The following is a 23,363-nucleotide window of genomic DNA, read 5'->3' as shown; positions in this document are numbered from 1 at the left end:
TAGCCAGCTGTTGGGACGTCCAAATCGACGTCCATTTTGCCGTCTGCTCCCACGTAGGCCCTCCGTCTCTCGCGATCGGGGGGATTCTTCGCACAGTCACCTCATGCCCCGCACGAGGGGAGCGGCGTGGCGCTTACAATTAACTTCGGCCCGAAGGCGCAGGAGCCGTCGGTGCCGACGATTTTTACACTCTTACCGTTGTCAGGATGAAGCGCGTCGATCGGATTGCTGAGCGGTATCATTTCAATTTCCATTCGTGTTCTCCTCGTTTCTTGTTTTGGTGTGTCGAAGTGCCCGCCGGATTCCACCGGCGGTAGGTGCTTCCACCGCCAGCGGGGTATAAGGGGTGGTGGTGGCTAGGTCGGTTGAAGGCGATGGTGTGGCGGGAGTAGTCCGGTGGAAGGCCGCGGTGGAATCATGCCGCACCGTAATTTTCAGATGCCAAGATGAGCCGCTTTCTCTGTCGAGAAGGCGGGCCGTCCATAACAATCTTGATTTCATCCGATTCCAAAAGGCGCTGCGTCGCGTCGAGCAAATTGGCGTTTTGATACCCCGCCGGCATCGGTGTGCTTGGCCATCTTCGCAGGCGCATGATTTGTGCCAGTGAGGTCGGAAACGGTCTGGCCAGTTCGATTGAACGTTGACAGCAGCTTCTTGAACGTCTCGTCAGCGCGTCTGCTTATAATACCGGCAACAGCGGACGGCTTGCCGTCATCCAACGCGAACACACCTTCTTGCCAGCGCATGCGTATCTCTCCGCCCTTCTTGCCGTAGTTGGCCTTCATGGTGGTAAGGATACGAACATCTGGGTCTGCCCCGTCTCCGCTTGCCGTGGTGAGGTACAGCCGCGATCGGGCGCTATTATTCCAGGCGGTGCTACCGGACGAGCCAGTGCCGGTCTGCATACCCGCGACCGACGGGTGGGAGAGCAAAAGGACGGCCATGTCCAATTCGATGGCCGGCTTGCGGAGCATGCCGATGAACTGGCGGACGTGATTGCGCTTTATCTCATCGCCCCCAAAGAGGTCCGCTGACGTGTCCAACACTAAAAAGCCGGGGCGGAATTCGATAAGTCCCTCCACCAGCTTGACCATGTTTTCGGTCGGCTGCATTACGCTAGCCTTGTTCGGAACGGCAAGCAAAGCGTCGCGGCCGGCCATGGGGAGAAGGCGAAAATCCGACATGTCTGACAGGCTGCGCTGATGTTCGTACGTTATGGCGGCTAGTCGGCGGTGGAATTCGTCACTTTCGTCCTCAGCGCCTAAGTACATCACTCGACTGGTCATCGGCCGAAGCCCAACCGTTTCGCACCCCATCGCGCTCGCCGCCGCAATCTGTAGTGCCAAGAGGGACCTTCCGACGCTACCATCGCCGTTAAGAATCGTTATCTGGCGACGCGGTATCAGCCCGTCCAGAAACCATTCCCGAGTCGGGACCGGCATGCCTTGCCAGTCTACAGGGTTGATGAAGGGAAGTGGATCGTTGTCGTTGGCAGCTAATGGTTCGCCGTCTTCTAGGCTGTATCGGATGGACTGCTGCACACCCTTCAACCAACGGGTTGAAAAATTTCAGAGATGCCCGATCGTGCTTACAAAATTGTAAACACAAGCAGCGCCGTCGGGATCGACTACGTGAGTGCCACCGCGGTCGGACTGCCACTCTCGAGCGCTTTTCCAGGTCGAACTCTGCCGCCTCAGGCTGCGGTGCGGTCATGCGGCGTCGGCTCCATGAGCGCGGCGATAGCGGCGCTGGCGATTTCGGCAACAAGTGGGCGTGAGAAAGTGACGACGCGGCCGCCGAGGGCGTTCGGCGCAAACAGGCTGTGGCCCCCGTCTGGCCGCCGAGAGAGTTTCAGATTGAACATCCTCACATCATCGTTGAGCGCTACGTCGACGCGCGCGATGACGTTCCCGCAGTCTGGCGGCTCGGGTCTTGCATCATAGGATGCTCAAAGTGGTTGTTCCCTAAAGGAGTGGCCGCCGTTGGTTCGGCGGTGGTTTTTGAAGAGATGCGCCCGAGGCGGGTATTCCATGGATGCCGGATGGCTGCACGCAACAACGCAACGACAGGCTCGGCCAGTGGCACGCGAAGTTCCTTGCTAGTCTTCGTCCGCGCTGCAGGTATCGTCCACAGCGCTGCGTCCAGATCGAACTCATCCCATGTCGCGCTTCTGGCCTCGTCGGTGCGGACGGCCGTCAGGATAGTAAGCCGAAGCCGGGGTGGTGCGCCGAGAAGCACACCTTCTCTGAGGCTCAGTTGGGAGGATGTCGCTCCTTCGCTTGCGGTCATGCCACTCGTTCGAGGTGTCGAGGCTGGTGCCGAAAGCGCGCCAAGCTCCGACTTCAATGAGCTTTGCGGGCACTCCTGCTTCTAAGGCCGTCAAGGTTTTGCCAGCGACCGTGTGCCAGAGCGGCGGAAGGAAAGGCAGGACCCGCCGCCGTGAGCTACAGGGCCTCCTTCGAGGCGGCAAGTTGGAGACGTCGCAGTGAACTCTATTTGCACATGTTATGTCTTGTCAGCGACAGGTCGCTTCTACCCGAAAATGGCCGTGGCGTATGTGATCTTGGCCACGGTTCGATAGCGCGCAGAGCAGAAAAACCTCTGCTAACAAGGTCGAAGTCTAGCACTCGTTGGACGGAAACCCAGTTGTGTGCGTGTACCGAAAGCCGGTTACGATTTGCCGGGGCCATGCACAGGCTCAAAGCGCATTCTGAACAGAGCTCAGCATCGCCGTGATCGCCTGTTTGTACTTCGCGAACTCGGGCGATGTCTGCCGGACCTCCGTGGTGGTCGTCGTCTGCTGGCCCGCCGTGGTTGTGGCTGGGCTTAGCTTTCGACCCATCTTCCTTTCGGCCCAGTCCACGACATAGCTGGCTGTCTTGCCGGTCAGAAAGGGATTGGCCTGTATGACGGCTGACCCGAGCACGGCGCTCAATTGCGCCGAACCCGATGCCGACAGCACCTGATGCGCGCCCTCCATGCCGAGAAAATGGCAGAGATAGAGCCGGCCGGCTGTGATCTGGTGGCCGCGCGTCCGAAGATAGGCTTCGCCTTCTCGCGCCAGATTGCGAACCATCTCGCGCGAGATCGTGGCGTCGTATCGCAGGGCGAGCAGGTCGGCGGTCGAGAGTGTGCGTGCAAGTTCGGGGCGGTAAGTGTTCATCATCCGGATCCAGGTCTTTGTGATGAATTGGCCGGCGCCTGTCGCTGAAGAATTTGGGTTCTTGGCACGGGCGCTGCCGCCACTTTCGACATGGACGATACGGTCGGTGAGCGTTTCCACGGCGGAAAGATCCGAAGCGACCGCGGTCACCGTGCCCAGTGGGTCGATCGCCGCGCCATTCTGGTAGAGTTCGAAATGCAAATGCGGTCCGGTCGAAAGGCCGGTGGTGCCGATATAGCCAATGATGTCGCCAGCCTTCACCTTGGTGCCGACGCCGCCCTCGATTGCGAATTTCTGCATATGAGCGTAGCGCGTCTCGCGCCCGTTTCCGTGCGAAATCTTGACCAGATTGCCGTAGCCGCCTCCGTCGCCCTGGAAGGTAATTTCGCCATCAAAGGCCGCTGCGATCGGCGTGCCTACGGGCGCCGCCCAGTCGACGCCCTTGTGAATGCGAACGGTCCCGAGAATTGGATGTTTGCGAGGCCCGAAGGTGGACGTCAAGACCCCGTTGACTGGCGTGAGCATGCCGTTGGTGACCGTCAGCGAACGAACCTGGTCGTCGCCTGTGACGCATGCAAACTGACCATCGCCCTGCTGGAAGACGAAACAGTCGAGGCTTTTCGTCGTCCCCTGGACACCCACATACAGCACCCGCCCGGCGCCTTCGTCCTTGCCGCGCGGCGTCTGCGAATAGATCAGCACAAGACGCTGGTCCTCGCTTGCGAAAGCGTCCAGATCCTGTCCTCTCGACAGATACATGATCGCTTCGCCGATCACGCCGGTCGGAACGCTGTTGCGTGCCGCTGTCGAGTAGATCGCGTCGAGCAGACGATATTGCCTTTTGTGTGCGCCTTCCTCCGGCGCACCCGAGTAGTTGAACAGATCTTCGCGTACCCAAGGATCAACCCCCGAGACGAACACGCCTGCGGCATTGCGCGTCAGCGTGCCGACGAAAACGTTCTTGGCGTAGATCGACACCTGCATGAGGGATATAGTTGTCGTCTCGCGGTTCGGCCGGTATCCACGCAGGGCGACGACATAACCCGGTTCCAGGCCGTCCCGGCTGAAGACCGCCTTCAGGGCCTCGCCTGCCAGCCTGGCGTCGTCGGCGGAGAAATGCGCATCGAGCGCAACGCTGTCCAAACTGCGATTGTTGAGGATCTTCACGAAAGTGTCTTCGGTGGCCTCGAACCGCTGATACTCATTCATGACAGTTGCGACGCTGGTGTTGTTTTCGATCTGGGTCTTCTGGAATGCGGGAAGGGCTGCATCGCCTGCATCGATTGTTTCACCCCAGCCGGCTTCGGGATCGTCCGTACCTGCCTGTTGATCCGAAGCCGGCGCGAGCTCACCCGCGGCAGGAGATGGCTCAAGGTCGTTCTGCAGATCGCTGGAGGGCGCGGGCGCGGTCTTTCGTTGCGCTTGGAAAAATGCAAAATCCTCCTGCGTCGACGGTATCGTCGTCATGAATTTTTCGCTGGCGCTAAGCATGACGTCGGACAGGATCTCGATCTGTGGCGAAACCCCTGCCGGGTCGAGTTCTGCCGGACGCGGAATCACGCGGCCTTTCGTTGCTGCGCCGGTATCGGGTGCGAGCGTGATCCACATAGGGTCCCCCGCTAGACCGATAATGGCAGGCACATAGACAGATGCATCGGCCGGCACATCATCCGCTCCTTCCACCGCGTGCAACTCCTCGTCTTCGTCGCCAAACGACCAATAGTCCGCGGTGAGGTAGAAGCCGACGGCGATCGAACACAGGAAAATCAAGGCGAAGCCGGCGATAAGCCGGCGCCAAAGTGTGCGCCGGCGAAGGGCGGCGCGCGCCTGCTTTTTCGCCTTGAAGCTGGTGTCGATCGCGTGCGTCACGGACTGCTTCCGGTCAGGAAAAACGTCCACCGCACCTGTTCAAGCGTATCGACTTCAACAAATCGCGCCGCGATATGGCCGCGCTGCCAGCACTCCTCGATGCCGCGTATCGAGAAACGTCGCCGCTCGATGCACATTTCGGTCGACCCGGTCAGGATCGCGTGGCCAAAAACGTCGGTGGCATAGATGTAGATGTAGCGGTTCGTCAGTTCCTCGCGAATGACGTTCACGCACTGATTTGCGCCGATGGTCCACCAGCCATCGGTCTGGTCGGCATTGTCGATTGTCTGACCGACGGCGAGGTTGACGACGTCGAGCGTCTGATTGCAGACCGTGAATTCGGCGCGCGCTTCGTTGCATGAGAGCACGGCCAGCAGTGCCGCGGCCGAAACCACCGCAAGCCTCATGCCGCCTCTCAAAGCAAGCAAGGCGCGAGCCCGATCACGCTGCTTTACGGGCAGGCCGGCAGACGAGCGGGGCAAACGCGAGCGGCAGAGTTCCATTGCACGCCCATGCTACCCGCCGAGCCGGAAATATTTGGCACTGGCCGAGAACTGTGATCCGTTGGTCTCGATTTCTTCGAGAATTTTGGGCAACAGCTGCGAGGCAGGCACCGGCGTGGAGAACGCAGCCGCCTGAATATCCTGGGGGCCGGTGATCACCATGATGATCTGCGGCACGGCCTTGCCTGCAGCCCTGTCGGCCGCGCCGAGGCCGATCGGGATGCTGAAGGTAGCCTTGTCTGACTGTACGACCATGCGGTCGTCGAGGTTGAACATCATGCCTTTGTGGTCGATCAGCAGCACGCTGGAAATGAGCCCGCCATGCGTCACCAGCGTGCCGCTGATCGGCGTACCGTTCGGCACCGATGTTCGATCGAGAACCAGCTGCGGCTTGTCGACCGCAGTCTGGCCCAGAAAGCGCAGGAAGTTGGTGACTTCGCACTGGGTTGGCTCGATGAGGCGCACGCTTATGTCCGGCTCAACGTGGAACTTTGCCTGGAAATCAGTCAGCATCTGTTCGAATGGCTGAACCGCCGTTCCAAATCCTTCGATGGCCGCCGTCTTGTCGGTTATCGACGTGACGGCCGCATAGAAACAGTCGCCGCCGCTGAAGTCGCGAACCCACGAGACCCGTTGCGCCATGTCGTCGATGACCGGAGGAACTTCCGGCTTGGGCACGTTCAAGGCGACCGTGGCCTGGCCTGGCTGTTTGGCAGCCGGCTGGTCGGCCTGCTGCCCCTTTGCGCCCGTCGCATCTGCTTGGCCTGCAGCCGGTTCGGAAACGGGCGTAGCCGATTTCGCCTTCGCCGGCTGGCTGGCCTGTCGTTCAGGCTTTTGGCTCACCGCAACGTCGGGCTGGCGGGGTGGCGGCGTTAAAGCTTTTTCGGCTGGTGGAGCGATTGGAGCGATCTTGCCAAGCGGCGGAGGCGTCTTCGGGCTGTCGCCGGCCGCGATGTCGGGCTGAACTGCCGGCGACATTTTTTCGGCCGGCGGTTGTGCCGCGCTTGCTGGCGATTTCGGTGTTTCCCTGGCTTGCAGGGGGATCTTGGCGGGCTCTGCAGGCTGCAGCTTTTGGCTCTCCGCGACGTCGGGCTGGGGCGCTGCCGGCGTTGACGTTTTTTCGGCTGGTGTTGGGGCTGGAACGAGCTTGTCAGGCGGCGGAAGCGTCTTCGGGCCGGCGTTGGCAGCGGTATCGGGCTGAATTGCCGGCGGTGCGTTTTCGGCCGGCGGCAGCGCTGCGCTAGCTGATGGCTTCGGGGCTTCCCCGTTTTGTGGGAGCATCTTGGGCGACTCTGGCGGCTGCGGTTTTTGAGCCGCAGCCGCCTCTGCCTGATTTTCAGTTGACGATGCGGTGGTCTGCGTTTGCGGCTGCGCGGGTGGAACTACCTCTGGCGGCCTAGGGGCGTTCGCAACATTATCCGTCGCGACCGGCTTTGATGCCTCTGGTGCGGGCTCTGATGGTTCTGGGGCGGACAGCGATGTCGTGCCGGCGGTCGGCGTGGTAGGCGTCATAAAACCGCTGACATAGAGGCCGGCAACGGCGGCGAGAGCCAACGTCGCGAAGGCAGAAATCGCGATGGTTCGGGTCTTTGTGGATTTTCCGGGCCCGGCGCCCCCGCCCCCCCGGCGGGGGGGGGGGGAGGGGGGATGCCGCCCGGGGGCCAGGCCCCCCGGCGCGGGCGACCGGGGCGCAGCCGGGCGCCCCCGCCCCAACCCGCCCGGTGGGGTTTTTGGTGTTTTGGCCGGCCCCCCCCGGGCCCCCGGGGGGGGCCGGGCTGGCGACTGCTGAAGGCCGCGGTTCGGACAGCAGCGCGGGCCGGACATGCGGGACGAAGCGCTGCCCACCGGACCCCGTCACAGGCGCGTCACGCCCCAAATCATAGGAAGGCTGCGCCTTGGGCTCAGGCGCAAGGGTTTGCCCCGCTCGTGGCAAACCCGGCCGATCGCGGGTCGGCATGAACGTTGGTGGCGTTGTCCCTTCGTCCTCGTCACGCGTCATTCTGGCGATTTCCGCCATGCTCGCCGGGCGGTCTCGCGGATCCGGCTGCAGCATGGCTTCAACAATGCCACGAAAATCGTCGTCGATGTCGGACAGGTCGGGCACGGTCCGGCGCTTTTCGATGATCTCGAATTGGGATCCGCTCATATCGATCGGCTTCCCGCGCAGAGCGGCAACCAGCACCAGCCCCAGGCTGTAGATGTCGGATTGCTCGCTGACATCGCCGCTGTACAGCCCCAACTGTTCGGGCGAAACGTAGTTGTACTTTCCCGCGAATTTTCCGCCGATCAGGGTCTCCCCACCGACGGTCGCCGATCGCGCAATACCGAAATCGATGATCTTGGCGCGGTCGACTCTACCCCCTGGCAAGATGATGTTATCGGGGGAGAGGTCGCGGTGAATTGCTCCCGCTTGATGCACGGCGCTCAGACCCGAAGTGAGGCGATGGCAGAGCTTGCGTACCTCTTCAGTCGGCATCGGGCCACGTCGCATGATGTCGTACAGCGACTCGCCGTCGACAAATTCCATGGCAAGGTAGGGACGGCCGATCCCGGGATCGATGGTGAAGACGTGGTATCGCACGACCGCATCATGCGACAGGTGATTGAGGATTGACGCTTCCTTGCGGAACAAGGACAAGATCGTCGGGTCGCGGGCAAATTCCGGCAGGACGATCTTGATCGCGACGTGGTCGCCAGTCTGGATGTTGTGGCCACGGTAGACCTCGCCCATGCCACCGAATGCGATCCGCTCGTCAAGTTCGTAGATGCCGCTGAGTTGCGTGCCGACGGCGGTGTTGGCCAGCTGCGGCGATATTCGCGTCTTGTCGTCGGCGCTCATCAGCCTCAACCCTCCGCTCTGGACAGATCAGGGTGGGGAGATTGTCCGTTGTGCCCGTTTGCGAACTTCACCAGCACAATGGTGACATTGTCTGTTCCGCCCCGCGCCAGCACCATTTGCAGCAGATTTTCGCAAGCCGCCTGAGGCGTCGCGGACACCACCGCGGCTCCGATCTCGGCGTCGGTCAAATGCGCCGTCAGCCCATCTGTGCACAACACAAAGATGTCTCCCGGCATGATTTCGCCTTGCTGGAAATCGATGACGATTTCGTCGCTGACGCCTACTGCATGCGTGATGACATTGCGGCGCGGCCAGGTGAGCGCCTCGGCTGCGCTGATCATGCCGCGATCGAGAAGTTCCTGAACTTCGGTGTGGTCCCTCGAGATCTGCGAGATCGAGGCATTACGGACCAGATAAACCCGGCTATCGCCCGCCCACAGGCAGGCAAATCGCCCATCCATCGCCAACAGGGCGGCAACAGTGGAGCCGATGGTTATGCCGCGGGATTCGGAGATCTTGCGGATCTCGGCGTTGGCGCGGCTCAGCCTGTCCTCGAAGCGCGCACGAAGATCCGGGGCGGAACTGGCAATGCCGATCGTGGCCAGATGATCGACAATGCTGGCTGAAGCGACCTCTCCGGCTTCATGTCCACCCATTCCGTCGGCCACCACCCACAGGCCGGTTCGTGGCTCGACTAGATAGTTGTCTTCATTGTGCTCACGGACACAGCCATTGTGGCTCACGCCGAAACTTTCAAAGGAAAGGGCGACATCGCTCACCTTGCCACCAAACGCTTCTCGAAGCGTCCTCTGCAGCGCACTCTCAGGCGCTCGCGGCGCCACTTTGCCACAGGCTGCAATATTAAAGTATCGAAATTTCTGGAGCGCGTCACTGCAAGGAAAAGCCCGAGAAATGGTTTCACGACGCGACGCGGCTGTCAGCTGCCCCTACTGCGATCTCCCCGGATATCGCGGCGCCGCGCTGGTTGACTTAGGCAGTACCGTATCTATATGTTCCTCATGTAAACCATTGAGGTCATCATGGCTCGGACAGCGCCAAACACAAGTGTTCTCCGGTCTGATAGCCTTCAGGCGATGTTTCTTCGACGCGCCACGTCAGCGCTGGAGCGCATAGCAGCCACTGCCTCTTCGAAGGTTCTCTCTGACGCTTTGTCAGCCCCGACCGATGCCGGTTCGCTCGCCCGGCTTCTCAGCCAGTCTGACGTCATCGGGTCAGCTGTCATAGAACTCGACCCACTCGTTCCCGCCCTTGCAAGGAACGTCGAACACCGCAAGATTCTGATCGAGCGTGCGGGTGGCACCTTGTCGGCCGAGGATGCTGGACGGCTGCTCGGCATTTCGCGACAGGCAGTGGACAAGCGCCGGCGGGCCGGGTCGTTGCTTGCCGTTCGGGAGGGAAGCGACTGGCGATATCCTGCTTGTCAATTTGACGAAACAGATGTGGTCGCCGGCATCGCGGACGTTGTGCGGGCCTACACTTCAGCCGGACCGTGGATGGCGCTGGACTTCTTGCTCGCCCCAGACTCGGTGCTTGGAGGGCGCACGCCACTTGAGGCGTTGAGGGCCGGCGATCGAGATTCAGTGCTGCGCGTTTTGCGCAGTGAGGCTGCGGATGGGATTGCGTGATTTCCATGGAGCGGGCAGCACGCCGAGGTCCACTAGGTGTGGCGCCTGCTCCTCCCGATTGGCTTGACGATATCTCGCTTCCTATTGATGAAATAGAAGCCGGTCAGGTGTTGCACCGTATTCACCGAACTTGGCTCGACCCGATTTTTTTCGGCCCGGGACGAGGCGTGCCGCCGGCCAGTCGTTTTGACAGCGCGGGCGGGTGGTTCGGAGTCATTTATGCCGGGCTGACGCTTCGCGGCGCGCTGGCCGAAACACTGCTCCGCAATCCGCAACGCCTCATGGTCAGCATGGCAGATATACTGGAGCGCTCCGCATCGGGGTTGGTCTCGGACCGGCCGTTGCAGGTTGTGCGTTTGTATGGACCGGGACTTCAAGCCGTGGGCACGGACAACGCGATTTCGACCGGGCCTTATGAGTCTTGCGGACTTTGGTCTGACGCGCTGTGGCGTCATCGAGATCAGCCGGACGGATTGGCCTACCAATCGCGACACGATTCCAGCGAGATCTGCCTCGCTCTCTTTGAGAGACCTGACTTTCAACTTCTGCCGCAGGAAACCCGATCCTTGTCGAGCATGTTCGACGAAGTTGCAGCGGTGCTCGACAGTTATGGAAAATCCGTTTCGCTACCCACCAGATAGGGCATCAGCTAGCGCTGCCAGCGACACACGCTTGTCGGGGGCCTGGCGCGGCGGTTGCTTGTCTGGATTGCTGGCGGACGGTCTGGGCATGCGCACAAACCAGGCGCTTTGGACTTTGAGCCGCTACCAATCTCAAAACGCCTTCGGACAGCTAAATGCCGAAAGTGCCGGAAGGAAGAAGGGAGTGGGACCGGAACCGGCCTGAATCGTGTAGGCCACGTCACGTCCGCCGATTACGAAGCGGGCTTCAACAGTGCTGTCCTTGGTGGTGATCGTGGCCTTGTCCAGCAACCGTTTCAGCGACCACGGCCCTTCGAGCTTGATGGCGGATTCGCGGCCCGGCATTTCCGGGGTCAGTCTCAGACTGGCAGATCCCGCGGCCGTGCCGTTCGGCCAGGACACAGTGCTTGGCGCATTACCCGCCTGCTTGCTCTGGACGATCTGGCCATCGACATCGAGCACCGCAGCATCTGCATCGCCGTGCAGCGAGAACGGGGTAAAGGTTAGGTCGACCGAGGGCACTGACCCGCCCGAGGGAAAAAATGCGCCGCGGATTTCCGCAGCCAGCTGGAAGTCTTTCAGCGTTGGCTTCGAGAGGTCGCGCCCGAAGCGCGCATCCTGTTTCCAGCTCCAGTCCTGGCCGCTCATGTCGATCAACGATGCGAGATTTTGTGCGAAGAACCGGTCCATCAGGCCGCCCGGAGCGAACAACTTTGCAAAATCCGCCATCGCAATATCCTCCGTGGCGTCGCTGGCGAAAGGATAGCGGCCGTTGACCGCCTCCTCGCAGGGCTGTGTGACGGCTTGGTCGAGCATCTGGTTCAAATTCGCCACCGAAATTTCGGCCGCGTTGCCCTCAAACTCGTCTGCCGTTGCATTGACCATTCTGCCGAGTTGCTTGGGCAGACGCGATACATTGGCGCGAAGGGTGGCTATCTGCAGCTGCAGGTTTGTGTTGACGCGTTCCGTCTGTAAAGGGACCTCCGTCGCCAGTTGCAGGCTCTGGTAGATATCACGAAAATTCTGGGTCAATGCATCGATCGGACGGTGTCCGACAGGACCGCTCACCAGGGCCTGGAACGACCTGAACTGCGCTTCGATGTTTGCCCCGGGACTCTGGCTTTGTGAGCTCGCCGACCCCGTACCGGCGCGGCTTTGCGATTTTGCGGTGCCGATGTGAATGCCGATGCGAGCCAGGCCCTTGGCCATGTGCGCAACATCCTGGGACGGGCTCTGGGCGATGCCTTCTGCCCCGGCGTCCGAGTCTCTGCCTGACACCGGGTCGCGCGTCAGAGCTGTTTCGTTGGCGATCGCCGCAAAAAGCTGTTCGATCGGCGAGGTTGGTGAGGCGACGGCGGAAAGCGCGACATAGTGCGGCTCGTCGTTCAGCATTGCTTTGAATTTCAACCCGTCGAGAACGCTGTTCCACGCGGCTGCAAACTCCTTGCCGTAGCCATCGAGAAGTTCGGGGCCGAGCTTGAGCAAATCCTGATCGATACTGCCATGCTCGCCGCCACCGCCCAGAACCCACTGATCGTCGACGAGCATCTGCGCAATGTGCCAAAGTTGTCCAAGATAGAACTTGTTGAAGCCGGCATAGGTGTAGAGACCGGGAACACGAAGTTTCGACAGATCGCCGCCATCGACGCGCTCCAACACAAGCTGCGCTTCCGGCCCACCTTTGAGGGAAACAGCAAAATCGTCCAGCGCAGCCGCGTACACCGCCGACTTGATCAATGCGGACGCACGATCGGCAAGGCTCATGCGCCCGAGTGAGCGTTGGGCCGCTTCGACAAGTGGCTGGTTGAGTTCGAAAACCGGATCATAGGCGTCGTCCAACGCAAGCATGGCGCGCAGGTGCTTTTCGAGCTGCGCGCGTCCTTCGCGGTTGCTCTCGCCCGGATACCGGTGCTGCTCCCAATCCTGCTTCATCCAGGAAATGATCAAGGCGTCATCGACCTTGGGTGCCTTGCCGCCGAGCATCAAATAAATCTTCAGCGGTTCATAGAGCTTGGCCGGGTCAGCCATCGTCGCTTGGACTGTCCGCTCAGCCTGAATCAGCAGACGCGATCGGAACATTCGTTCCAGTGCTTGCCGGTAAGCCGTTTTGGATGCTGAAAGAAGCCTTTCCCGCTGGCTTAGGCCGAACGTTTCCTCAATCGGCGTCGGTAAGTCACTGCTTTCGAAGCCGGCCGGCAGGTTGCGCAGATGATCGAGCGGCCCAATGACATTTTCGAGGTCAACATCGGTGACCGTGGTGCTTTTGAGCAGGGCGTCCGTCGTCTCGCGATACTGGCTCGTGGCCTGCATCGTAGAGGCGATCAGCGAGCGGTTGGCCGTAAAGCTCAAGCCGAGGGTGCCAAGCGCTGCCGCGGTGAGCAAGGCTATGATGCCAAAGCCGCCATATCTGATGGCGGCCGCCCGTCGCTCAGCCGACCTGTCGTACGAAACCCATCCGGATTCGGCGAAAATGACCTTAGTCAGAAGATCATGCAAAAAAAAGCTCTTGCCGGTTCCTGACAGATGGTCGCGGGAATTGTTGCCGAAACTGCGGCCGATTGCGCCCAGCAGCTGATCAATCGGGGTTCCCTCTTGGGTGCCTGACGAAAAATAGAACCCACGCAGGCTGACATTCACCTGGCTGCGGACCGGATCGAACAGGCTGGTGACGAAACTGGCAATTCGGCCCCTCATCGCGCCAAACTGCGCCGGGAAGCCAAAGATCGATATCCGCGCGACCGGATCAGCCTCCTCCTGCAGGCGGTCAGCCATCTCTTCCGCCAAACGTTTTGCCAGTGCATCGAATTCGGCCGGAGCCTCACCAGCCATATTCTTGTTGCGGTCTGTGGTCTGGAATGTCGCGCCCCAGACCTTGCGCCTGCGCGGCTCGTCGAAACCGCCGAAATAATCCATGAAGCCGGAAACAAGATCAGCCTTGGTGAAAAGCAGGTACACCGGAAACTGGATTTTCAGCGTTTCGTAGATTTCCCTCAGGCGACTGCGTATTTCCAGGACGTGGGCGTCGAGCTGCTGGTCGTCGAGACTGATGAGGTCGACAAGGCTGATGGCCAGGATGACCCCGTTTATCGGGTGCCTGGCGCGGTATTTCTTAAGCAGGGACAAGAAGGCGAGCCAGCTCTTGCTGTCGCTTCCGGCATTGGAATCCTGCGTCGTGTAGCGTCCTGCCGTATCGATCAGCACTGCCTCTTCGGTGAACCACCAGTCGCAGGAGCGGGTGCCGCCGACACCGGCCACCGGCTGGGCGTTTCCCGAACCGGCAAGCGGAAAATTCAGGCCCGAATTGACCAGTGCCGTCGTCTTGCCTGCGCCAGGCGGACCAATGATGACGTACCAGGGGATATCGTAGAGGAAATTGCGCTTGCCGCTCGACCGCTTCAACGATGCGATGGCCTCATTCATGCGCGCCTCGAGCACCGGCGAATCGTCATTGCTGCCGTCGGCGCGAGCGACGACCGTCTCGAGCGCTTTTTGGGCCTTTCTCCTCTGCCAAAAGCGCACTCCGTAAAAGAGGGCCGCCATCGCTACGATCGTGCCGATGATTGTGGCGCGCAGCCAGACGGATCCCAGAGGCCGGGTATCGGCGAAGCGGATCAAAGGTCCGGCAAACCAGACCGCGGCCGCGAAACCGGCCAACGCGACCGTGCTGAATATCCGCAGCAGCCAGCGCGTCATGGGCGTTTCCGACCGGCGGTGTTCACAACGTTTCCTCCTTGGGGATCATCACGTCGACACGGCGGTTCTTGGCGCGGCCTTCGGGCGTCGCGTTGTCGGCAATTGGCTCGTCTTCGCCCTTGCCGTCGGTGGTTATTCGCGAGGGATTGCTGAATTTCGGGGCGATCATTGTTTCAACGGCCTTCGCCCGGGCGACGGAAAGGTCGAAGTTGGATTTGAACGGGCTCGATTTCCGTGGCTTCACATTGTCCGTGTGGCCGACGATCCTGATTGGCCCGGGCTCGCGCTCCAGGGCTGCGGCGATCTCTGCGGCTAGTGGCTGAAACTCAGGCTTCACTTCGGCCTTGCCAGGCTGGAACAACACGAGATTGTTGATCTCCACCACGATGAAGTCGCCCTTAGTGCCGATGGTCAGCCCGCCGCGCTCGATTTGCGTGACCAGCGCCGAACGGATGCGATCGATCTGCGTGGTTGCGGCCGGCGGGACGACTTTCGCCGGTTCGGCAAGCGGCGCCACGCTGGCGCGCTCGATGGTCAGCGGCGTCGATGGGTTGAGCGCCAGCAATTGGCTGGCGGCAGCATCGCCCTCGTCCGTCATGAAGACCCGCAACGTGAAGAACGCCGCCGTCAGCAGGGCCGACGCCGTTGCCGCAACGACCCAGAGCGGCAGGCGGGCCGAAGACGGCACCATCGTCGCCGCCATGCCTTGCCAGCGCGGTGAGATGTCCTCTCCGGCGCGGGCCCTGAAGTAGCGGAGCGTCTCATAGACATCGCCCCGGACACGTTCAAGACTGGTGTCTTCGCGCGCCAGGCCCCGATACTGGCCCTCAAATCCCAGGGACAGGCAGACATGCATCAGCTCGAGCAGATCGTAGTGCGGCTCCGGATTGGCCAATACCTTGTTCAGTGCTTCGAAGAAGCCCGCGCCAGTCGGCTCAACGTGAAAGAACTGTAATAGCATGCTGTGCTGCGCCCAGGCGTCTTTGCCGGCCCAGGGCAGGTTGCCGATAAGATCGTCGGCGGTTTCGCAAAGAGCGAATTTTGCGATGCGTGCGTCCTCTTCGGCAACGCCTGACTTTTCCAGTGTCCGGTCGAACCTCTCCAGCGCCTCGGCGATATGTTCCGCCAATGGCTCTGCTTGCCTTTCGACGGAGATAAGCCTGAGTTGGCCGAACAGCATGAGCAGCGGTGCTGACGCGGCGAGTATCGGATTTGCCGCAGAATATTTGACGCCGTCCGCGGCCTCGAGAAGGATCTCCTGCTGGATCGCCGGCCTTGATGCGACCGCCCCGGTCTTCGCCGCAGCACCGGATGGTGCTCCTTGATAAAGAACGGTTCCGGATGTCCAGCCCGGCGGCGCATGGCGGCCGATACCGGGATCGAAAACCGTCGAGTCCTTGACTTGCGAGGGACTGACACTGTCCGCAGTGGGCTCCTTTGGGGTTAGGCCTGGAGTCTGCGCGCGCCGGGGATTGGCGCGAATGACAGTCTTGCCCGCTGGGCCGAAAGGACCGTCCTTCGAGCTCATCGTCCGGGTTCCGTCGCCATGCGGTGTCGGCATCTGTGGGTGAGAGGCGCCAGACGTTTCCTGGCCGGACCGGGCAAGCAAGGGGCCTGCCGGCGAGAGTGTGCTCCGGACGAAGCCTGCCTACAGGATGCTATGCCGCCGTAACATGACATTTGCCGCGACCCCCAGGTCAATCAGGCTTACCCGCTTGGCGAACTGTCGTAGGTGATCGTAGTCTCAGATATTGCCGATTGGAACATGATGCGGCACGCCAACGATTTTTTCTTGGTCAGCTGCAGCGCCGCGGTCCCTTGGATTGTTTTATTTTTGCTTGTCGGCTTTGGCATAGGCCTCGCTGAAATGAGCCAGGAATATGTCCAGCATACCGTTTTCGTGGCCCTCCTCCATCGTCCGCCATGTCGTGACAAAGGCGTCCCATGCCTGACTTTTCTTGGAGGTAAACGATGACGGCGGGAGCTTTTTGCCGATCGCTTCCGGCGACAGGTCGTCAAGCAGTCGCGACAGCGCAGCTTGCATGGCGGCATAAGTCGCAAATTCGTGCGTCTTGAGATCGCGGAACGCGTCTTCGATACTGTTCCTGGCATTGAGATAGCCGGCTCTGCGCCGTGCAAACATGATTTCGAGTATGTCGTCGATTCCCGGCACGAACTTCAGGGGGTTGTTGTCGGCCGAGCTTATCATTGTTCGGTGTGGGCTCTTGGCCAATGTCTTTGCAGCCGCACGTGCCTTCAGCAGCAAGGCCAGTTGCTCGACCACGACCCGAAGGACCGAGCCGATTTCGGCCGCAACTTCGTGCGGGTCCCGCGACTGCAGCAGTTCCGGGGAAATACCCGCTCCAATCGCGATTTCCCGCAGCACCTCGTCTCTCGTCGAAGGAACGGACGCGGGCAGCGACGGTGCTTGTTGCCCGAGCCATCGCTCTGCCGAACCCAAGAAAGGCTCGCCTCCAGAGTCAAGCTGCCGATCGACCACGACGGGCATGTGTCGTTGCGTCGAACCTTGGTTGCCTTGCGGATGAGTTGGCGTGGCGCGCTCGTCAATCGATACAGAGATGACGTAGCGGCCGACCAGGAGCCTGTCGCCGTGGTCCAGCCGGTGCGGACCGGTGATGCGTTGGCTCGATCCGTTAATGAAAGTGCCATTGCGCGAGATATCGTGAAGCCAAAACGCGCCTGCCTCGTATCGGATCTGGCAATGCCGGCCGGAGATGAACTTGTCAGGGTCGGGTAAGATCCAGTCGCAATTTTCGCGCCCGATTTTGAAGCTGCGATCACGCGATCTGTAGCCGGGCGACACGCCAGCGGGCAGGGCATCGACATTGCTGATCTGCAGACTGATTAACATGCGAAATCGCCTGTGTGATCGCTGGCGGCCTTGTCGGCACGATACTCCATGTTTTTAGCGTGGCTAATCCAAATTCGCATCACTTTGGCGCAAGGCAGCGGGCGAACCCCGGATCTTGCAGATTCGCCCAGCTCTGCATGGGCTCTTGGGCCGGCGCAACAACATGTGGTACGCTCAACACGGACTAGCAACCCAGCGAGAATTGGTGTGGGCTTTGAGTTCCTGAACCTGATGTCGTTAATATAGCAGGACCTTCAAATCCACTGGCGGCCGGGTCCAGGAGGGGCACGACCAATGCCGAATGAACGTGCCACGGTTGTGCAGACGCCGCTTGGCGCCGAGCTGTTGACCTTCACGCATCTTGTCGGGCGCGATGAGATAAGCCGTTGTTTCGCCTATACGGTTGGGTTCGTAAGCACCGACCACGACATCGATCCGCTGAAGATGCTGGGTGGGGCTGTCTCGATCGAAGGTGAATCCGATCCGAAACGTTGGTTCAGCGGCCTTGTGTCCGAGTTCAGACTTACCCGGATCGAGGACCGATTGGCCTATTACGAAGCGGTCGCCAGACCATGGCTCTGGTTTCTCGGCAACACGACCGATTGCCGTATTTTTCAAAACATGAGCGTTGTCGAAATCGTCGAAGAAGTGTTTTCGAAATACAGCACGGCAAAATTCGAGAAGCGCCTGCAAGGCTCCTATTCATCGCGCGAATACTGCGTGCAATATGACGAGACCGATCTCGATTTCGTGCAGCGGCTGCTCGAGCACGAGGGCATCCTGTATTTCTTCGAGCATGGCGAGGGCAAGCACACGCTTGTGCTCGCCGATGCGATGAGCAAGCTGAAGCCGGCGCCAGGTTATGAGAAAGTGCCCTACCACTTTGAAGGGCAGGGCTCCCGGCGCGATGTCGAATATATCACCGAATGGATCCCGGGCAGTTCGGTGCGGCCCGGCGCCTACGTCCATACCGATTATGATTTCAAAAAGCCGGGCGCCGACCTGATGGCCAAGTCGGCCCAGCCCTTTGGTCACAAATTCGCAGCGGGTGAGAACTATCGCCAGCCCGGTGCGCATCTTGAGGTGGGACGTGGTGATAGTTTAGCGGCGATCCGGCGCGAGGAAATCCAGGCCGTGCACCAGCGCATCGCCGCAGTCGGCACGGTGCGCGGCCTGTATTCGGGCTGCACGTTCAAGCTGGACGGTTTCCCAAGAGAAGACCAGAATCAGGAATATCTGGTGGTCAGCGCCGAATACAGGCTGTTCGATCCGGGCTACAGAGCCCATGCCGACGTCGAAAGCGAGAATTTCAAGGTGATCCTCGGCGTGGCACCGACTGCCTTGCCCTATCGTCCGCCGCGGGTCACGACACGGCCGATCATGCGCGGCCCGCAGACGGCGACGGTGGTCGGCCCATCCGGCGAGGAGATATTCACCGACAAATATGCACGGGTGAAAGTGCAGTTCCATTGGGATCGGCTGGGCAAGAAGGACCAGAACAGTTCCTGCTTCGTGCGGGTTTCGCAGACCTGGGCCGGCAGCGGCTGGGGTTTTATCCAGATACCCCGCATCGGGCAGGAGGTCATCGTCGACTTTATCGAAGGTGATCCTGACCTGCCGATCATTACCGGCAGGGTCTACAACGCCGCGCAGATGCCGCCCTACGGACTGCCCGGCAATGCCACGCAATCCGGCTGGAAATCCGATTCATCGAAAGGCGGCGGCGGCTACAACGAGCTGATGTTCGAGGACAAGGCCGGCTCCGAGCTGGTCAATTTCCAAGCGCAGAAGGACCACCACCTTCTGATCAAGCACGACCGCAACAAGCTGGTACAGCATGACCAGTCGGACCGCATCGATCACGACGCCAAGCACTCCGTCGGCCACAACCTCGACGAGGACGTCGGCAACAACAAGACGGTCAAGGTCGGCGTCGACCAGACAACGAATATCGGCTCGAACGACACCGAGACGGTGGGCGTGAACCGTTCGCTGACAGTCGAGGCCAACGAAACCATCCATGTAGTGTCGAACTCGACAGAGAATATCGACGCCAATCATTCGCAGACAGTAGGGATTGTGCAGACCATCACGGTGGGTGCTGCTCGCGTCGATACGGTCGGGGCGGCCGAGACGCGAAGCGTCGGCGGTCCGCAGGTGAATACAATCGGCGCGACAAGGTCGGTGACTGTTGGCTCCGCTCAAAGTCACAGTATCGGGGCCTCCGACACTTGGACCATTGCCGCCGATCAGAGCGTAAGCATCGGTGCCGGACAGACCATCGCAATAGCCGCCTCACAGGCAATCGACGTAGGGGCCTCGCGCATCTCGAACATCAAGTCCAATGACAGCACTGACGTCGGCGGCGGGTACATACTGAAAGTCGCCAAGGGAAGCTTGACGGACGTGAAGGAAAGCGGCGTCGTCAATATCGGGAAGGAATTTACGCTCGAGGCAGCGGATTCAATCACCTTTAAATGCGGCAGCGCCAAGATTGTCATGAAAAAAGATGGAACCATTACCATCGACGGCAAGGACATCTTCACGAAGGCGTCCGGCAAGATCAACACCAAAGCCTCGGGTGACATCGTCATGAAGGGCTCGAGCATTAATCAAAATTGAGGTTAGCTATGAGCAAGGTGAAGCAGAGCATCGACGGCGTCGTGATTGGTGTTTTTCTCGGCTACGGTGACGATGGCCCACTTGTCGTTTTTCCCGGCAATCCGCAAGAGCAGGCGCTTTCGGCGCGCGCTCTCGTTGAGCTGACCCTGGATATGGTCGGGTCCGAAGTGGCTCTTCTGTTCGAGGATGGCAATCTGCTGCGTCCTTTGATCATGGGGCGTATCGTCGACCCCGCGCGCAAAGCAGCTGCCTTTACGCAGGTCCTGAGCGATGGTGAATATGTTCGGGTGAAAGCCCAGAAACGAATCGAGCTTCGATGCGGCAAAGCAAGCATCATCATGGACAGCGACGGTCATATTGTCATTCGGGGGACTTACGTCGTCAGCCATGCCAGCGGTGCTAACAACATTCGCGGCGGCTCGATCAATCTGAATTAATGTCCGCCTCCGAGCATCGCACCAGGGCGTGGCCCAAGAGACGTGTGGCAACGGATATCGTTCGCCAGCATGCGGAGCGGGCTGCATTCCTCTGGGCGCAGCGTGACAATTTGTTGGCAAGTGATCCCCCGGACCCAAAAGCTATCGACAGCGTAGGTCAGCGTCTGGCAATCAACTTAGACGGATTGCGAATCGCAAGTGCGAGTGCCTGGCCGTTTTTGCTGAAGCAATATGAAGACTTCTCTGAAAAGGGCGAGCTGTTTGCCTTGGGCTGGGCTGCGCTCGAGCTGATGGACCACGGGCGTGTCGGCCAGGTGGTCGAATTTGGACGTCTCGCTCCAGACAGTACGCCTGGCCTGTTGGGAGCTCTCGCCTGGCATGATGCAATGACGATTGCTCCCTTTGTGCGCGAATGGATAGGCAGCGGCGATGCCTTCAAACGCCTGCTGGCCGTTTCGGCTTGCCAGGAACATAGCGTGGATCCTAAGCACATTCTTGTACGATTGGTTCGTGATTCAGATGCCAAGGTTCGTGCCACGAGCGCACGATTGGCCGGCACGCTGAAACGGACGGACCTCGCACGCGAGCTCTTCGATCGACTTGTCGATCGCGACGAATTCGTGCGTTTGTGGGCGGCTTGGGCTCTGACGGAACTTGGCTCCGGCGATGCCGCACGCGACAACCTCAAGAAGGCTGTGCCTACTGCTGGAGTAAATGCGCTAGTTGCTATGCGCGCCGTTGTGAAGGCAGGCCCCGAAAAGGAAGTTCGTGCATGGATGGGCCGAATGATGACTGCCCCCGTGACGGCACCGCTTGCGGTGCGCGGCATCGGAATGCTGGGCGACCGCAGAGTATTGAATTGGCTGGTTGATCGCATGCGCGAGCCGCAGCTGGCAATTGCTGCCGGCGCCGCGTTTCTCGAGCTGTTTCCCGAGGCGAGGGAAGATGGCGATCTCTTCACCATCGACGCCACAGAGGCCGGAAAGCCCTTTCTCGCATGCTTTGTCGACGGCATGGCGAAAGTGCCTTTAGCGGACAAGGTCGAAGCCTGGGGCAGGGCAGCCGGCCTGCTGGTCACGCGGTAGAGCACGGAGGGTCAACCCGCTGGAGTTTTCAGGTCGCAATCGGATGGCCGAAAAAGTAACGCTGACCTGATGCAAATTTGTGTACGTCATTGCTCTCGAGGAACGTCTCAAGAATGCCGGCGGCCTGAAGCGGATTCAGGTCGGCCTCCTCATTGAAGAAACCCGAGCAGTTGACGCCCGTCGTCGCTTCGAAGAGCAGTCGTTCGCGATAGAGCCGCCCCAATTGAAAGTCACCAATCCCCGAGCGTATTCTACCAAGCATGCTCTTTGCAATATTTACAATATCAAGTATTTCCCCCCCGAAGATGGGCACTTCGGGTGACGCAATCTTTTGGATCAGGTTGCCGCGCGAACTTGCAACGCGAGGAAAGTATGCCTCGCGATTGATCCTCTCCCCATCCTCGAGCTCCTCAGTGGCGCCAGCCATGATTGCGTTGTCATCTGCTTCGAGCAAATAGGAGAGTTCACGTTCTATCTGGCGCCTCGGCTCGATATCTAAGGCTCTATTGTGGAGGTCCAAGAGACGATCAATCGCCCTAATATTGGATGTAGCACCCAATGCCATCGCCAAAAAGTACAAGTAATTATCGGAGTCCTTGTTTTCTATATAGTTAAAAACGTCCAAAACGATTTCAATTGTTCCTGCATATCCAGAAAGTGTGGATGCGGCATGCCAAACCACGTATAGGGGATTTTCCCTTATTAGCGGCCCGAGTTTCGAGAGGTCTGTAAATCTTCCTCGTTCACAGGCGAGGAATTGGCCGGCAATTCTCTCCCAAAGCCTGTTGCTGGAGAGAAGTTCTGCCAAATCAAGTGATTGAAGATCGAGCTTGTTGATGTGAAATCCAACAGCCAGGTCCTGGAAGTCATAGTCAGAAATTTTCGGGTATTTAGCCATATGTACGCCTACGGAAGAAGATCATTTACTTTTTCGAGCTCACTCTGTAAGTTTTCGATCTCATTGCATTCCGGGTAGTCCATGAAATGCTGCGGAACGACATTGCCTTTGTTGTTGCAGCCGCCCGCCATCCTCGGGGTTTTGTGATTGAGTTTGCCCGGATTGGGTGTACCTGGCGGGCTTCCTGCTGGTGGGGCTGCCGGAACTGTTTGTTTCGTAACTCTTTCCCATGCTCTTGTGACCTGGGTTTTCTTAAGAGGCGTGAATGCATCATAAGCAGCCTGTGCGGGCGTCGGACCCGCCGGCTTGGCTGGGGTTGCAAGAGAAGGTATTCGCGCACCTTTGGGAATGTCAAAGTACAAGGCGCAACCTTGATTGTCTGCCTTGTGCACATTCGGACAACTGGGCTTTCCTTCTTTGGCCAGACGCCTGTTTTTCGCTTTCAGCCTATTCATCTTTTTAAGAACGCCTGATAAATGGGCCTGTTCGGTGGCCTTAGTTGGCTTGATACTCGCGACCTTCTTCTTCCAGAAGTCGTTTTCCTTCATCACAGGGTAGGCCTTGTTGGTTGCAGGGTCTTTCTGCCAGGAGTGGAGATTAAGACCACAGCAAGGGCACTTACCAGCCTCGACTGCCTTCTTCGCTTGCTTAAAATTCTGCGTCTCTCTTGAAGGCTGAGGCGGTGTGGCTCCAACATGTGATGCGTGGTTGCTCGTTGTCAGGTCGATGTGACGACAAACGTTCTTGTCCTCGAATTTCACGCTCATGCACCAGGATTGGAAGTAGGTCTTTCCTGTGATCTGGTGCGTAATGACCGATGCCCCGAACGTGCGGGTTGCGGCCTCGTTTCCGAGCGGGGATGTTTTGTAGTAAGATTTCTGTGCCAGCGCGACGGGCTTGCCTCCGATATAGACGGTTTCGGAGCCTTCCTTCAGGTCACTTGAAAAGGACGTGTTGGGGTAAGGAACGGGAATTGGACCCGCCGGCGGCGAGGGCGGTGACATGCAAACATCTGGGAACCGGGCGATGGACTGGTTCATGCCGTTCTTGCCGGCAATTTCCCATTTTTCCGCGAAGACGTCTTTCGTCACCTGT

Annotated in this window: 19 protein-coding genes; 5 read left to right on the top strand and 14 right to left on the bottom strand. The window is 59.7% G+C overall.

What is annotated here, in order from left to right; genetic code table 11:
• Positions 1–101 precede the first annotated feature (101 nt).
• From NKJ08_RS13180 to NKJ08_RS13145, 9 genes are all read right to left on the bottom strand, one after another.
• Positions 102–254, bottom strand: a complete 153-nt coding sequence (locus NKJ08_RS13180; protein WP_352780782.1) for a hypothetical protein — start codon at positions 252–254, stop codon at positions 102–104.
• Between the two features lie 243 nt (positions 255–497).
• The gene (locus NKJ08_RS13175) at positions 498–1,541 is read right to left on the bottom strand and encodes an AAA family ATPase (protein ID WP_352780785.1); all 1,044 of its coding nucleotides are present in this window, start codon (positions 1,539–1,541) and stop codon (positions 498–500) included.
• Positions 1,542–1,693: 152 nt separating this feature from the next.
• A complete protein-coding gene (locus tag NKJ08_RS13170) occupies positions 1,694–1,864 on the bottom strand; it encodes a hypothetical protein (RefSeq protein WP_352780787.1) in 171 nt (56 codons plus the stop codon).
• A 20-nt stretch (positions 1,865–1,884) separates the two neighbouring features.
• Positions 1,885–2,289: a tyrosine-type recombinase/integrase gene (locus tag NKJ08_RS13165; RefSeq protein WP_352780789.1), complete on the bottom strand. Its 405-nt coding sequence runs from the start codon at positions 2,287–2,289 to the stop codon at positions 1,885–1,887.
• 409 nt (positions 2,290–2,698) lie between these two features.
• Positions 2,699–5,032, bottom strand: a complete 2,334-nt coding sequence (locus tag NKJ08_RS13160; protein WP_352781962.1) for a M23 family metallopeptidase — start codon at positions 5,030–5,032, stop codon at positions 2,699–2,701.
• Positions 5,029–5,439, bottom strand: a complete 411-nt coding sequence (locus tag NKJ08_RS13155; protein WP_352530738.1) for a DUF1036 domain-containing protein — start codon at positions 5,437–5,439, stop codon at positions 5,029–5,031. The genes NKJ08_RS13160 and NKJ08_RS13155 overlap by 4 nt, the downstream gene beginning before the upstream one ends.
• A 108-nt stretch (positions 5,440–5,547) precedes the next feature.
• Positions 5,548–6,513, bottom strand: coding sequence for a hypothetical protein (locus NKJ08_RS39020; protein ID WP_502906333.1), 966 nt, complete (start codon positions 6,511–6,513; stop codon positions 5,548–5,550).
• Between the two features lie 436 nt (positions 6,514–6,949).
• Positions 6,950–8,374, bottom strand: a complete 1,425-nt coding sequence (locus NKJ08_RS39015) for a serine/threonine-protein kinase (RefSeq protein ID WP_502906332.1) — start codon at positions 8,372–8,374, stop codon at positions 6,950–6,952.
• Between the two features lie 5 nt (positions 8,375–8,379).
• Positions 8,380–9,153 (bottom strand): PP2C family protein-serine/threonine phosphatase, encoded by a 774-nt coding sequence (locus tag NKJ08_RS13145; protein ID WP_352781961.1) that lies wholly within the window; start codon positions 9,151–9,153, stop codon positions 8,380–8,382.
• 261 nt (positions 9,154–9,414) lie between these two features.
• Between NKJ08_RS13145 and NKJ08_RS13140 the strand changes: the two genes are divergently transcribed.
• Together NKJ08_RS13140 and NKJ08_RS13135 are read left to right on the top strand one after the other, a co-directional pair.
• Positions 9,415–10,020 (top strand): helix-turn-helix domain-containing protein, encoded by a 606-nt coding sequence (locus NKJ08_RS13140; protein WP_352781960.1) that lies wholly within the window; start codon positions 9,415–9,417, stop codon positions 10,018–10,020.
• A 5-nt stretch (positions 10,021–10,025) separates the two neighbouring features.
• Positions 10,026–10,661, top strand: a complete 636-nt coding sequence (locus NKJ08_RS13135; RefSeq protein WP_352781965.1) for an RES family NAD+ phosphorylase — start codon at positions 10,026–10,028, stop codon at positions 10,659–10,661.
• Positions 10,662–10,793: 132 nt separating this feature from the next.
• On the opposite strand, the gene tssM is transcribed toward NKJ08_RS13135, so the two are convergent.
• The 3 genes from tssM to tagH all read right to left on the bottom strand — a co-directional run bounded on the left by tssM (position 10,794) and on the right by tagH (position 17,226).
• A complete protein-coding gene (gene tssM, locus NKJ08_RS13130; RefSeq protein WP_352781959.1) occupies positions 10,794–14,354 on the bottom strand; it encodes a type VI secretion system membrane subunit TssM in 3,561 nt (1,186 codons plus the stop codon).
• Positions 14,355–14,376: 22 nt separating this feature from the next.
• Positions 14,377–15,882: a type VI secretion system protein TssL, long form gene (gene tssL, locus NKJ08_RS13125; RefSeq protein WP_352781958.1), complete on the bottom strand. Its 1,506-nt coding sequence runs from the start codon at positions 15,880–15,882 to the stop codon at positions 14,377–14,379.
• Positions 15,883–16,182: 300 nt separating this feature from the next.
• On the bottom strand, positions 16,183–17,226 hold the full coding sequence (gene tagH / locus NKJ08_RS13120) for a type VI secretion system-associated FHA domain protein TagH (protein WP_352781957.1): 1,044 nt from the start codon (positions 17,224–17,226) through the stop codon (positions 16,183–16,185).
• A 294-nt stretch (positions 17,227–17,520) separates the two neighbouring features.
• Between tagH and NKJ08_RS13115 the strand changes: the two genes are divergently transcribed.
• Genes NKJ08_RS13115 through NKJ08_RS13105 form a run of 3 tightly spaced genes read left to right on the top strand, consistent with a single transcriptional unit; the run spans position 17,521 to position 21,370 of the window.
• Positions 17,521–19,848 (top strand): type VI secretion system Vgr family protein, encoded by a 2,328-nt coding sequence (locus NKJ08_RS13115; RefSeq protein WP_352781956.1) that lies wholly within the window; start codon positions 17,521–17,523, stop codon positions 19,846–19,848.
• Positions 19,849–19,856: 8 nt separating this feature from the next.
• Positions 19,857–20,285 (top strand): DUF6484 domain-containing protein, encoded by a 429-nt coding sequence (locus tag NKJ08_RS13110; protein WP_352778896.1) that lies wholly within the window; start codon positions 19,857–19,859, stop codon positions 20,283–20,285.
• A 44-nt stretch (positions 20,286–20,329) separates the two neighbouring features.
• Positions 20,330–21,370: a HEAT repeat domain-containing protein gene (locus tag NKJ08_RS13105; protein WP_352778898.1), complete on the top strand. Its 1,041-nt coding sequence runs from the start codon at positions 20,330–20,332 to the stop codon at positions 21,368–21,370.
• Between the two features lie 28 nt (positions 21,371–21,398).
• Here the strand turns inward: NKJ08_RS13105 and NKJ08_RS13100 are convergent, their stop codons facing one another.
• Together NKJ08_RS13100 and NKJ08_RS13095 are read right to left on the bottom strand one after the other, a co-directional pair.
• Positions 21,399–22,268 carry a hypothetical protein gene (locus NKJ08_RS13100; RefSeq protein ID WP_352778900.1) on the bottom strand — a complete coding sequence of 290 codons (870 nt, stop codon included), beginning with the start codon at positions 22,266–22,268 and terminating at the stop codon, positions 21,399–21,401.
• An 8-nt stretch (positions 22,269–22,276) separates the two neighbouring features.
• A complete protein-coding gene (locus NKJ08_RS13095) occupies positions 22,277–23,359 on the bottom strand; it encodes a DUF4150 domain-containing protein (protein WP_352778903.1) in 1,083 nt (360 codons plus the stop codon).
• Between the last annotated feature and the right edge of the window lie 4 nt (positions 23,360–23,363).

The organism is Mesorhizobium sp. M0244 (assembly GCF_040321795.1).
GTDB lineage: Bacteria > Pseudomonadota > Alphaproteobacteria > Rhizobiales > Rhizobiaceae > Mesorhizobium.
Note: the sequence above shows the minus strand (reverse complement) of the source record. Positions and strands in the feature narration are given on the sequence as shown.

Bases quoted from the DNA above. Each gene is read 5' to 3' on its own strand.
- NKJ08_RS13180 (WP_352780782.1), bottom strand. From the start codon at position 254: ATGGAAATTGAAATGATACCGCTCAGCAATCCGATCGACGCGCTTCAT.
- NKJ08_RS13170 (WP_352780787.1), bottom strand. From the start codon at position 1,864: ATGTTCAATCTGAAACTCTCTCGGCGGCCAGACGGGGGCCACAGCCTG.
- NKJ08_RS13165 (WP_352780789.1), bottom strand. From the start codon at position 2,289: ATGACCGCAAGCGAAGGAGCGACATCCTCCCAACTGAGCCTCAGAGAA.
- NKJ08_RS13155 (WP_352530738.1), bottom strand. From the start codon at position 5,439: ATGAGGCTTGCGGTGGTTTCGGCCGCGGCACTGCTGGCCGTGCTCTCA.
- NKJ08_RS39020 (WP_502906333.1), bottom strand. From the start codon at position 6,513: ATGTCGCCGGCAGTTCAGCCCGACATCGCGGCCGGCGACAGCCCGAAG.
- NKJ08_RS39015 (WP_502906332.1), bottom strand. From the start codon at position 8,374: ATGAGCGCCGACGACAAGACGCGAATATCGCCGCAGCTGGCCAACACC.
- NKJ08_RS13140 (WP_352781960.1), top strand. From the start codon at position 9,415: ATGGCTCGGACAGCGCCAAACACAAGTGTTCTCCGGTCTGATAGCCTT.
- NKJ08_RS13135 (WP_352781965.1), top strand. From the start codon at position 10,026: ATGGAGCGGGCAGCACGCCGAGGTCCACTAGGTGTGGCGCCTGCTCCT.
- tssM (WP_352781959.1), bottom strand. From the start codon at position 14,354: ATGACGCGCTGGCTGCTGCGGATATTCAGCACGGTCGCGTTGGCCGGT.
- tssL (WP_352781958.1), bottom strand. From the start codon at position 15,882: ATGAGCTCGAAGGACGGTCCTTTCGGCCCAGCGGGCAAGACTGTCATT.
- tagH (WP_352781957.1), bottom strand. From the start codon at position 17,226: ATGTTAATCAGTCTGCAGATCAGCAATGTCGATGCCCTGCCCGCTGGC.
- NKJ08_RS13115 (WP_352781956.1), top strand. From the start codon at position 17,521: ATGCCGAATGAACGTGCCACGGTTGTGCAGACGCCGCTTGGCGCCGAG.
- NKJ08_RS13110 (WP_352778896.1), top strand. From the start codon at position 19,857: ATGAGCAAGGTGAAGCAGAGCATCGACGGCGTCGTGATTGGTGTTTTT.
- NKJ08_RS13100 (WP_352778900.1), bottom strand. From the start codon at position 22,268: ATGGCTAAATACCCGAAAATTTCTGACTATGACTTCCAGGACCTGGCT.